The sequence below is a fragment of the Chitinophaga nivalis genome (genome assembly GCF_025989125.1).
GTDB lineage: Bacteria > Bacteroidota > Bacteroidia > Chitinophagales > Chitinophagaceae > Chitinophaga > Chitinophaga nivalis.
The window spans coordinates 6333296-6346394 of sequence record NZ_JAPDNR010000001.1; the positions used below are offsets into that span (position 1 = coordinate 6333296).

7 protein-coding genes are annotated in these 13099 nt (G+C 46.1%); 4 read left to right on the forward strand and 3 right to left on the reverse strand.

Annotated elements, in window-relative coordinates:
• Positions 1–32: 32 nt before the first annotated feature.
• On the reverse strand, positions 33–824 hold the full coding sequence (locus OL444_RS23330) for an alpha/beta hydrolase (protein WP_264729429.1): 792 nt from the start codon (positions 822–824) through the stop codon (positions 33–35).
• Positions 825–919: 95 nt separating this feature from the next.
• A complete protein-coding gene (locus OL444_RS23335) occupies positions 920–1780 on the reverse strand; it encodes a helix-turn-helix domain-containing protein (protein ID WP_264729428.1) in 861 nt (286 codons plus the stop codon).
• A 264-nt stretch (positions 1781–2044) separates the two neighbouring features.
• Here OL444_RS23335 and OL444_RS23340 point away from each other — a divergent pair, with 264 nt between their 5' ends.
• From OL444_RS23340 to OL444_RS23355, 4 genes are all read left to right on the forward strand, one after another.
• Entirely contained in the window at positions 2045–2857 is an 813-nt protein-coding gene (locus OL444_RS23340; RefSeq protein ID WP_264729427.1) for an SDR family oxidoreductase, read from the forward strand.
• A 61-nt stretch (positions 2858–2918) separates the two neighbouring features.
• Positions 2919–3830, forward strand: coding sequence for a helix-turn-helix domain-containing protein (locus OL444_RS23345; RefSeq protein ID WP_264729426.1), 912 nt, complete (start codon positions 2919–2921; stop codon positions 3828–3830).
• Between the two features lie 880 nt (positions 3831–4710).
• Positions 4711–10626 (forward strand): RHS repeat-associated core domain-containing protein, encoded by a 5916-nt coding sequence (locus OL444_RS23350; RefSeq protein WP_264729425.1) that lies wholly within the window; start codon positions 4711–4713, stop codon positions 10624–10626.
• A 48-nt stretch (positions 10627–10674) separates the two neighbouring features.
• Positions 10675–11940, forward strand: coding sequence for a hypothetical protein (locus OL444_RS23355; protein ID WP_264729424.1), 1266 nt, complete (start codon positions 10675–10677; stop codon positions 11938–11940).
• A 327-nt stretch (positions 11941–12267) separates the two neighbouring features.
• Here OL444_RS23355 and OL444_RS23360 read toward each other — a convergent pair whose 3' ends face one another.
• Positions 12268–13095, reverse strand: coding sequence for a 2OG-Fe(II) oxygenase (locus OL444_RS23360; protein ID WP_264729423.1), 828 nt, complete (start codon positions 13093–13095; stop codon positions 12268–12270).
• Positions 13096–13099: the final 4 nt, after the last annotated feature.

The following is a 13099-nucleotide window of genomic DNA, read 5'->3' on the forward strand; positions in this document are numbered from 1 at the left end:
GCAGAAAAGTATTATCCTGTTGCGATGTAAAATTATTTACCCGCTACCGCTTTGGCGGCCTGCATGATCACCGCAGCTACCCGCTGTGGCTGCGATACATAAACAGCGTGGCTGCCCTTGATCTCGGTTACTTTGGTATTGGATCGTTTGTACATATTACGCTGAATATCGGGGTTGATGCTTTTATCTTCCGTAGCCACAATACCAAAGGTAGGTTTGGTTCTCCAGGCAGCTGTTGTAATAGTGCTTACAAAGCATTTGCCGTAAAATGCGCCCTGGGAGGCATACATAAACGCCGCTTGTTCTTTGGGCAGATCCGCACAGAAACCGGCATGGAACTTTTCTTTATCATAATAAACGATGCCTTTTTCATCGGGCGGCAATACGCCGTTCTCTGGTGCAGGCTGGGCAGTCTGAAACCATTTTAATGCTGATTCACCATTATCTGGCTGGAAGGCAGCGATATACACCAATCCGGCTACTTTCGGATGATTGCCCGCCTCCGTGATTACCACGCCACCCCAGGAGTGCCCCACAAGGATCGCCGGGCCATCCTGCGCGTCCAGCGCCAGTTTGGTGGCGGCCACATCATCTTCCAGCGAAGACAAGGGATTCTGCACCACCGTCACATGATATCCTTGTTGGCTCAGGACTTTATAAACACCCTGGTAACCGGAACCATCTGCGAAGGCGCCATGTACCAATACTACATTCTTTACGGCCTGTGCATTTGCTGCAATGGTTATACCGGTGATAGCAGTGAGCATAACGAAGAACGCTACCATCGCGCTTTTGAAGGATTTTCTTACTATTGAAAGTATCATCTTTTTTGTGGTTGATGTTTTTGTTTGCATCAACGATACAAAGGTGCGACGAATAGCAGCCGGCGGAGATGAACACATTTCCCGATTAGTTGTGATTATTTCCCTTCTTTGATCATTACCAGAGAATTTCTGAAATCCGAGGGAGATACCCCTGCATTTTTCTTGAAGAAGTTAGAGAAGTAAGATACATCTTCAAATCCCAGTTCATAAGTGATATGTTTGATGGATTTGTCGGTATAATACAACAGGCGTTTGGCTTCCACCGTAATTCTTTCCTGGATTACCTGCGAAGGTGTTTTGTGATTAAAAAGCGCAAACAGATTGGATAAGGTCTTAGGCGACTTACAAAGCTGCTCCGCATAGAAACTAACGGAATGCTCGGATTTGAAGTTGGCCTCCACCAGCAGGTTGAACTTCCGGATGATATGAAATCTTTCGTCCGGCAGCTTTTTCACCGGTGCATAGCCGGCCCTGGCCAACCCGGTCACATACATGATCAATCGCTTCAACAGTACGAGCAGCATTTCCTGCTGAATAGTATCAGTCGTATGAAATTCATCCATGAAGATTTCCGACAACCGTTGTATTTTTTGCCGCGCGGTATCATCCAGCGGTACAAACATATAATCGGTTGTACTAAACAAGAATCCAACACAGCTCACTTCGCGGTCATGATCTATAATGCAGTAAAATTCCCGGTTAAACTGCCAGGCAATAATATCCGCAGCGTTTTCAAAACTGAAAGACTGATTAAACAAAAGCGTCAGCAGCGAATTGGCGGGAAAGGTATGCTCCGTGCCATCGATCGTCACCTGCTGCTCCGGCCCCGGATTCCAGGCAATGGTAAAATATTTATTAAACCGGTCCTTTGAGAAACATAATCTGTCAAAACCCGCTTCTTCCTTGAAGAGCAGCAACTCCCCTCCTGTATGTTCATTCCTGAGTGTAAGCTTCATGATGGATGCAATGAATAATGAGTGCTATACAACACTGTTGGATCTATGCTCAAAATACAAAAGAAGCAGGGAAGTCCAAATTTTAAGTTCCGCTATAGCAGACATTATCCGGGAACTATCTGGTTATTGATCCGGGAGATCAACACCGGAAAATAATTATCTGGCGGATAAAATGCAAGAAATGTATAAGCCTTCCCGGGAAACATATAAATGAACACAGCCACCGCGTGAGACCTTTGTACCGTACAAATAACAACTACGCAAATGAAAAAAACAATATTCATTACCGGCGCATCTTCCGGCTTTGGCAAAGCTACCGTGCAATTATTTCATCAAAAAGGCTGGAACGTCATCGCCACGATGCGCTCCCCTGAAAAAGAACCGGAACTGGCAGCCCTCCCGGGGGTATTGGTCACCAAACTGGATGTCACCGACAACGACAGTATTACCCAAGCTGTGCAAACAGGTATACAGACATTCGGCCGGATCGATGTACTGGTGAACAACGCCGGTTTTGGCACACTGGGCGCACTGGAAGCAGCACCGGAGCCAGTAATCCGGCAACAGTTTGATGTGAACTTCTTTGGGTTGATTGAAGTTACCCGGGCAGTACTGCCCGGCATGCGGGCGCAGCAAGCCGGTACCATCATCAATGTATCTTCCGTAGGTGGCAGAGTAACCTTCCCCTTCTCTACCCTGTACCACGCTACTAAATTTGCCGTAGAAGGACTGACAGAATCCCTGCAATATGAATTGAACCCGCTGGGCATCCGGCTAAAGCTGGTAGAACCAGGTGGTTACAAAACAGACTTCGCCGGGCGCTCCATGAGTTATTACGGCGTAGGCAGCCTGACCGACTACCAGCCGCCATTTGATCAGTTTCTGGGCAAACTGGAGCAGTGGCCGATGTCTGAAAATCTGGGCGAAGTAGCCGAAGCCATCTACGCAGCTGCTACAGATAACAGCGACAAACTTAGATATCCTGTAGGCCAGGATGCCGTAGCATTGCTGGAGGCCCGGCAGCAAACAGATGATATCACCTTTAAAAAGATGCTGATCAGCCAAACCGGTATCTAAACAAAAGTTGTCCTGCAATACAGTATTGCAGGACCATCTTTTCTTTAACTTTGTAAGACCCATGAAAAAAGTGACGCAACCATATATCGACCTGGCAACTATCAGTGATCTGCATGAACTGGTACAATATGCCCCGCCCCGGCATCCGCTGATCAGCGTCATCGATCACGCCGATTTTTATTGCAAGCGCCCGAAGATGGAGGGGTTATTCCGGTTCGGATTTTACACCATCTCCTGCAAACGATTCGAAGGACTCTTGTATTATGGTAAAAGTCAGTTCGATTTCAGACAAGGTTCGCTATTGTTCACTGCACCGGGGCAGATAATCGGATCGGGGCCAGACCTCACTGTGGATGAAGGATGGGCCTTGTTCATTCATCCCGATCTGCTGCATGGAACTGATCTGGGCAAAAAGATGCACCAATATTCTTTCTTTCATTACGAGGTGAACGAGGCATTGCACATTTCGGAAGAAGAAAATAAAATCATCAAAGATTGTATTGATAAAATTGCCAGAGAATATACACTGCCAATTGATAAGCATACGCAAAGCGTAATGGTCAGTACGATAGAGCTACTCCTGAATTACTGTAACCGCTTTTATGACCGGCAGTTTTATACCCGGGCCAAAGTGAATGCTGATGTGGTACAACGGTTTGAAACATTGCTGAAAGATTACTTTAACAACAGCACACTGACAGTATCCGGCTTACCTCCGGTCACTTACTTTGCCTCAAAGCTGAACTTGTCCACCGGCTATCTTTCAGACCTGCTGCAAAAGTTCACAGGAAAAAGTACAGTGGAACATATTCATCTCGAGCTGGTAGAAAAAGCCAAGTCATTATTATGGGGCTCTGAAAGTTCGATCAGTGAAATTGCCTACGAACTCGGCTTTGCCTATCCTTCGCATTTTACTAAAATCTTTAAGGCGAAAACGGGGAAGTCGCCGAGTGAGTACCGGCACCCTGCTTAAAAAGAAACACCGCTTTACATCCTCAGAAACGTATCGTTCCCCCTTCCCTCCCATTGCACTTATGCACCCTACAACTATGGGTGCTACACAGGTTTACGCGGTGCAACAAAAGACCAACATCAAAGCGGAAAATGTTACCTGAATAATACTATATTACCCCATTTGCTTACTACTACCTTACTACTACGAATGCACCACCTAAGCACAAGGAATGCCTTCTGATTTTTTGGGTAAAATAATATCAGTAGTGGAAGTCAGGAAAAAAAATATAGTGCGGAGATGTCGTACGAAAATAAGTGTTTTTTATTTAAAAGAAAAAACAAGGATGGTTACTTAAAAATATCATGCGTACCAACATCCATACTTCTCATAAATTAATATAGAAAGGATCACGAACCTATCGAAAATATTTCCACACACGTCAAAACCCTTTACCAACATATACTACAGCGACCACCTCCTCCGCTGCATTCATCTATCTTTCAAAAAAAAATTTGTGTCAATAAAAAAAATTACCTACTTTTTCAGTAGAATTCCATAGCAGTATCATTGCTGGTTTAAACCCTACGAAACCCCAGCTAAAAATTTCCCTGGCAAAGGCACACTAAGAAAGGATAGTCACCATGTACCCGATGAATGTAAATCAAAACACCTTACTCAAAATAACCGATATAACTTAAACAACACCTTAATACCCTTTTAAAACGGAATACCCTTTCAGATGACATGGATATGCTTTATTCCTGTACATAAAGTATATACCCCATTGTTACGTAATCATTTCATTATTCCAACACTGGCATCAATAGTCTGACAACGCTTTCGATAACACCCTGTGTGATCGGACAGTGTATTACATCTGATCTAAAACAACATTACCATGACTTACGCAGGAAGTATTCCCGCCAAATTCTCTATTGACCACAATGGCGGTAGTAACTACACTTTTCAGCTGGACGTACCCCCCGGTATTGCGCAGATGCAGCCTAAACTAAACCTCAACTACAACAGCGCCTGGGGGAATAGCCTATTAGGCATGGGCTGTCAGCTCAATGGATTATCCGTCATTGAAAGAACCGGCGCCACGCTTGATCAGGATGGTTTTATCGCAGGCATCACGTTGAGTGATACCGATCGGCTGAATATCGATCACGCCAGAATGGTACTGCGTACCGGCTCCTCCTACTTCGATACCGGCGCTATCTATGAAACCGAACGCCAGTCGTGGCACAAAATCGTACCCGTATATAACGGCACCAGCAACCGGCAGGGACCAGACAGTTTCACTGTGTATAATCCGGATGGAAAAATCTATCGGTATGGCACCACCACCGACTCCCAAGGCGTGACATCCGCTACCAATCCTACTATTATGGCCTGGTATCTCAGCAGTATCACAGACCTCTCCGGCAACACCATTACGTTTACCTATACCGCCGCCGGCACGGGCTGGCGCAGGTTTCCTTCCCGTATTGACTATACGGCCAATACCCAACAAAACATTGCTGCCAGACGATCCGTCAGATTTAACTATGAGAACCGGCAAGATATTGAATCCGGATATGTAGCAGGATTTGAAACTTCGGCCAGCATACGGCTTACCTCCTTAACGACCCATGTAGATGAAACACTGGTCATGACTTATGCATTTACCTATGAATACAGTTCCTCCACGCAACGAAGCCGCCTGACAGCGGTAACGCAATCAGACAAAGATGGTACGGCCCTGTTTCCCACTACCTTCTCGTGGCAGGATGCCGGCTGCAATTACAATGCCGCCACCACCATTCCTACCTCCGGTATTGACTGGGGCGGCCTATTCATACCAATAGACCTGACGGGCAACGGGAGTCTGGACTTCGTCAATGCCTACAGTGATAGCAGTAATAATTTAAACCTCAACATTTATCTGTCGCAGTTAAATGGCAAATTTTCCGATGCAATTCCGGTGCAAACGAATTTACAGTTTGGCGGACTGTTTATCCCATTGGATGCAAACGGCGATGGAAAAAACGAACTGGTATATGCCACACAGGACAATGACAACCTGGCGTTGACGCTGTTCACGGCACAATCCAGCGGTAATTCCTGGACGCTTTCTCCCGGCACTACACAAACCACCAATTTATCGTTTGGAGGCGATTTACTGGCTGCTGACGTAGATGGCGACGGACTGGCAGATCTGGTGTATAGTTATCAGGACAATGACAGCCTGGGCCTGAATGTATTATTCTCCGATGGCGCCACCTTTACGCCTGCCGGCGGCACCACCTACAATGCCTTCTTTGGTGGTTCCCTTATTGCCATAGATCTGAATGCAGATGGCAGAGATGACTTACTGTATGTGACAAGCGATGTCAATCAGAATCTCAGCTTTACCTCTTTCTTTTCTAAAAGCAGAAACGGCTTCACGCAGGTTAATAATACCTTCACGGATCAACTGGATGCAGGCGGCAGCCTGATTCCGATAGATATCAATGCCGACGGCAATATGGATCTTATCTATATCACTGGCACCGACAATGTGAATCTGCAGATACTGGTCAACAACGGACAAACATTTAGTGCGGGCGCCTCTCTGGCTACCGGTTTTTCTTCCGGTGTATCTGTGATGCTCACTTCCCTGACTGCGGCTCCCGTACCGGAATTATTATTACTCACGCAACAGGATAATAACCTGGCTATTTCCGTTGTACGGGTTTTCAACGCTCAGTTGAGTATGATGTCGGGTATCAATCAGTTTCCCCAGGGCACACTCTTTGGCGGATTATTAATGCCCCTGGATTTATATGGCACCGGATTCAGTAACCTTGTTTATCTCACAGACAACGATGGTACCCAGGCCACACAGGTACTTTCGCCCACAGGTGCTTACCCCGATTTGATAACGACCATCGCTAATGGTACCGGCGGACAATACCTGCCACAATACAGTCCCATTACAGATCCGGCCGTATACAGCATTTCTGGCGCTGCAGCGAATGGATCCATGGAACCCAGAAGCCTGATGCATGCAAAAGTAAACGGCATGAGTTACAATATTCAGCTGGGCGATTACAACATCCCGGGCATAGCAGCCGGCAAAGATGTACTGCAAAGAACACCGATTCCTAAATATGTCGTTGGTTCCTACACCAAAAAAGATGGCATCGGCGGCGCATGGGTCACCAGCTATAATTATGCAGATGCTGTAATTGACAGATCAGGCAGGGGCTGGCTGGGCTTTGGCAGCGTCAGCATTTCAGACCACAGCATGGACACCACCGACCAGCTGTTGCTGTTACAAACCTTCCCTTGTACACAGGTGATAAAAAAACAAAGTACCCGGCGCACCAGCGATCAGACGTTTATGAAAACAGTGGATTATACCTATCAGACCCCACAGCAAAACAACGCGTACCTGATACTCAATGACTCCACCATCACCAAATATTATACATTCGCTGCCAATACGGATACGCCGGATACCACCGTCACGGTAGGGAAACAATTTGACGATCATGGTAATGCCAACCGCATTGATACCGATGGAAATGGCATGGCCGCAAGGGTAACGGAAATCAGGAATTATATCAATGATGAAACCAACTGGAGAATAGGCCTGATACACGAGCATCAGTATTATGCAGATAACGGTTTGCAAAACTTACTCAAGAAAGAACAGTTCTCCTATTATGACAGCACCTACTTAACCAAAGAACATGATATCTGGGAGAGTGTGGCAGCGCAATGGTTAAAGACCACCTATCAGTATGACGCCATGGGAAATCTCACTCTGGAAACAGATGCTGCCGGATTTGCTACCACCACTACCATAGAACAGTCGTTCTACACTTTTATAGCATCCAAAACGGTGACGCTGGCAACAGGTGTTACATTAACCAAGCAGTTTAGTTATGACCCTGCCTTCGGCAAGCTCACGAGTAAAACAGAAGCCAATGGCGCCATTAAGCAACAGGAAACAGATGGACTGGGTCGTGTCAAATCAGTTTCAAGAACGGCGCCGAATAAGAGCCAGGTGGCAACAACACAGTACAGCTGGACATTCGAGAACAACCAATTATGTTATAACCTCAGCAACCGGGTTTCCTGGACAGATGACAACTGGAAAACCACGAAGACGTATTACGACGGACTGGGAAGAAAAACAAAAATAACCCGGCCTGATGTATCCGGCAATAAAACCATCATCATTGATACTACTTATAACGAAAGCGGGCAAAAACTAACGGAAACATTACCCTATTTCGAGCACACCACCAGTTTGCCCATTACCTGGACATATGATGCCTTCGGCAGAAATATACAGCAGACAACACCTGCCGCTGATCCCAACAACCCGGTAGTAACCACTACCAGGACCTATTCGAAGATTACCACGGAGCAGGTAATAACAGCCGTTGGTACCCCCGAAGCGCGCACCACATCCGTCACTCACGGACTCGGTCCCAAAGGCCCGTTGCCGCTTACCAAAACCAGTGCAGACGGAGGTAGCACCCAATACCAATATAATGGCCTGGGACTATTAATTTCCGTTACAGATCCCACCAATATCACCACGCAGATCAGTTACGATTCACTGGAAAGAAAAACAGCCATCACAACGCCTGCCTATAGTAAAAGTATTACGTACAATGATCAGCAGCGCACGGCTACCGAAACAATCGCCGGTAATACCGTTACTTTATATAAAGATGAGATCAGTCGCCTTACCAAAAAAGTGACCGACAAAGGTGAGATCACCCAATTCACCTATGATGATACTGCTGCCACTTATGGAACAGGTATGCTTACGAAGGTAGTGTTGCCATCAGGCGATCAGTTTACCTATGGCTATAATGCAGACGCGCTCATTACAACAAAACAAGTCACCATCAGCAGTGATACCTATACGATTAGTAAGGTGTATACCCCTGATGCGCAAACATCGTCCATTACCTTTCCGGATGGCGCTATTCAAAACAATACCTATAGCAGTAATGGCATCCTTAAGCAGATTGATTTTACAGGTACCAGCGATCAGCTAACCGGCCTCGCTGTCTACGATCAGTTTGATATGCGGGATCACCCACAGCTCATCACCTATAAAAACGGTGTCAGTAAAGCCATGGGATATGACAACTATGGCAGAATCATGAGTTACCAGGCTACCAGCCAGCAAAACAATATCTTTTCAGACACCATCGTTCGCAATGCGACCGACGCGGTTATAAACGATGGTACAACGGCGCAGCCTAACAGTTATCAATATGATTCAACCGGTAGATTAATTGCTGCCAATGAAAATGCGGAGACGTTCTCCTACCAATATGATCAGTCAGGCAACTGTACCCATCTCAATGGAGATACCCTGCTATATCAGGGCTATGCGCCCCAATCCGGCGGCACCAACGCCTCCTTTACAGCACAGTATAATACTGCAGGTAGCCTTACACAACTACAATACGATACAACAACTACCCAGTACAGTTATGACAGCGAACAACGATTGGTAGCTGCAGGTGATGATACCTTCGCTTATGATCATACCGGGCAACGAATGGTAAAAAGTGAACCAGGTGTCACTACCTACTACATTGCTCCGGAATACGAAGTCGTAAAGTTTCAGGGAGGCAACGTACAACACACCTGCCATGTCAACGGAACAGGTGACCGGATCTTTACCAGAACCATCGCCGATACCGGTACCCCAACACCATCACAAGGCATCCCGGCCCCAGGCGATACCTATTTCATTAATGACTACAGAAAAAATACCCGCGTCACCACAGACGCATCCGGCAATACCACTGCCACGGTAACATTTGATCCGTTCGGTAATATAAAATCGCAAACAGGTAGCAATGCCTTTCGCATCTATTTCTCTGATGGCGAATACGACAATGGTATCAAGGCTTACTATATGCAGTCACGTTACTACGATCCGCGGATATGCCATTTCCTCACGCCGGATGATGGCTTTGGCGGCAAACTACTGGACAGGGATACCTATAACCTCTATGCCTATGTGTCCAGTGACCCAATGGGTTTAACAGATCCTACCGGGCACTCGTGGCTGGACTTCATTGTTCAAACGGTCATAGATGTGGCTTACATAGCCGCTGGTATTGGCGCCATTATTATTACAGGCGGTGCGCTGGCCAACACCATCGGAGCCGGACTGATAGGCGCCGGCATTGGTGGTTTGATTTATGACGTTACGCAAAAGGTATGGGAAAAACCGAGTGATCAGGTTTGGGGCTTAAAAGGCTGGGCAGGCGCTATGATCATTGGTGGTGCAACAGGGCTGGCTGCCGGTGTCGGGGCCTATTATTTAATCCCCTACATTGTTGGAGCAGCAGGCGTCACCAGTACGTTTGCCGTCATTGGCATAAAAGTAATCACCTCCGTTATTACCGGTATGCTGATCGGTGCAGGAGGCAAAGCACTCTCCAATGTCTTTAATGGCAAACCTGTCGGCTCAGGGGTTTTATCGGCCGCGGTATTCGGAGGCCTGGCCTCTTTCCTGACTGGTGCAGTCACTGCTACTGTCAACTATTCCATTTTTGAACAGGAAATAGAAGAAGAAACCACGCAGGAGGTGCAGGAAGGACTGGAAGAATCGCTGGAAGAAACCTCCACCAATGAAACCACCCAAAACCCCTTACGCAATAACATTACCAGACAATTAAAACGGGTTCCGATGAAACAAAGATGGTTCGAAAATGATAAGGATTTAATCGGCACCACCATCCGGTTCACCTTCGGCTCTATCAACAAAACGCTTAGCACCTTACATCTGGAGCCAAGTTTCTGACAGCAGCTGATTTAATATTCCATTCCTAACAATTTAAATCCATTCAAGATGAAAACCGATGTATTAGTTTCTCCCAATGAAGAACTGCTCGCGAACGCAGTGATCTACAATGTAGCTACAGATGTTATCCAGGCAGCCGACATTACCAAAGCACTGGAAAGCGGAAAAACCGTGGCGCTTAAACATACCAAAGCTTCCCAACTGGAAAATCTTTTCCCCGGCTGCAGCGTACCGGATGACCTGGCACTGTTTGCCGTCAAACAGGTACCCATTCCGGGGTATAAAGACAAGCTCCATACCATTGTGACCATTATCCCCGAAGAAATCGTGTATGATCTGCATATCGCTTCAGATAATACTGCTGATACGGAGAAACATCAACACAAAATATCCTTGTCTGACCAGCAGCTCAATGACGAAATCGGCAAGCATATTCAGTTGCAAGTAAACTTAGTCAACTCCCTGACACCACCTCCCGAGCTCAATGCCTACTTCGGCCTGGCAACACAAAACTTTCCTTACCCGGTGCCCTATACACAGAATATCTGGTCACATAACAATGGATCGCAGCAAACCGTACAGGTTTCCGTCACCCAGACCTACTATATATATCTGGCGAAATCCAACAACCAGAATCAATTTATCGTGATTATGGTGCAAAACGGCTATTCACAGGCATCCAGCACCAGTGTGCTCTGTTGCAATGATAATCAGGAACGCATATTTCTCAACAGCTTCTTTACGCTGACCAATACCCTGAGTCAATTCAGTAATGCCTACATGAGCTCTCCGGGTTCTTCTTCGAACAGTTCCAATCCTATAATAGATAGCATTAGCTATCCGATGACGGTATTGGTGAACAAAAGCGGTAACCCAAGTGTCGCTCCTTTCACGGCCCAGTACTCCAATTCCGTCAACAGCGCCGATTGGGGAATCAATCTCGATCAGAACGGTCAAAGCACTTCCTGGAGCTATTACACCACCAATCCCTGGAATTCCAGAACACAGTATTTTCAGGATTTCGGCAACTGGTGGGGCCAAATGTATAGCAGCGGCAATGTGGTAGGCATGAACAATCAATGTACCGGCAGCGTTCCTTTTGATTCCGTAGCTGCCTGGACAACCCCCGCCAGCCTTGCACAGCAATCCGTTTATTTTTCCTATTCGAGCAATTACTATTATGTTGGTTTTGCCACTCCATCCGGCACCGGTAACGGACATCATCAGATGGCCCAGAGTTCTCCGAATAATACACCGAATACGCCCAGCTGGGATCTAATCCAGCTCACCAATTCATCAAAGATTATTCATTGATGAGCGGAGCGTATATTAAAAGCTAGCCACCAGTAAATACTGGTGGCTTCTGATAACATTACTATACTATACTCCGGTTTCACATACTATTTATGTAATATCCGGCAAGCATCTTTTTACAAAAAAACTGTTTTGCTTTTCTGATTTATATTTCAATATCCTGATTGTTCACATCAATACCGTCACCAGCGTCACCACTACCACAACTCCCATTAACAGGGTAAGCAGGTATAAAAATAACCTGGTGATCACCTTGCACATTTGTTCTTCTTCGTATTCCATACAATATCTTTTATAGTATGTTGATCTGCACTGCTAAGTGTAGTCTTACTTTTTCTTATTCCGTTTATACATCTTTAAAAAGAGCGGTGGGGTTAAATCGGTAATAAAATTCAACGAATGATTAAACAAAGACATAGACAGCGCATCCGCTTCCCTGCTTCTGAAATCAGTTGTTATTCTGTTACCAGCAGCCATTTCCTCAGCGGGCCTGCCGTTGGTATAATAATAAAGGGCTATGGATTTGCGGCTTTCTCCGGGTGGGCATGTCAGCGGATCCGGATGTCCGTGAAAGGAATGATCAGCGGTATTGAAAATAACCATCCTGTTAAAGACAGGCAGGATACTTTTCACACATCCTTTCATCTCCTTATCCCATAGTTCAAAGTGGCCACCATATGTTTCGTCCCAATGCTCATTCAGGTAAACCAATAAATTAATCCGGCGGTTCAGGTTGAGCAAGGGATGCCGGTTAAAGTCTGCATGTATTTTCAGGTAGCCCCCTCTTTTAATCTGATGCAGGCCTCCACCCCATAGATAAGGATCCGGAATCAATCCATCAATACCTGTTAAGGTGGTCAGGAACTGCAGGAATGGCTGTGCATTCAAGGCATGCAACAGCTCAAGTGTAGCAGGACCAAAGCGGCTTTCATCGTTGGAGGCAAATTTTAATTCATTCGGATTATTAAAATAAATATCCTGTTGCTTATCCAGGTCAGGAAATTCCGTTACGATACTTCGTAGCATAGATTCATTGAACAATCCATCCAGTGTGACATGCGGAAACGGGGCTGCATTTTTATAGGAAGAGCAGGATTGAGCAGCCAGGAGCAGGAGCTCCGTATTTGATTTTTTAAGCAGCGATGAATTAGACATATTA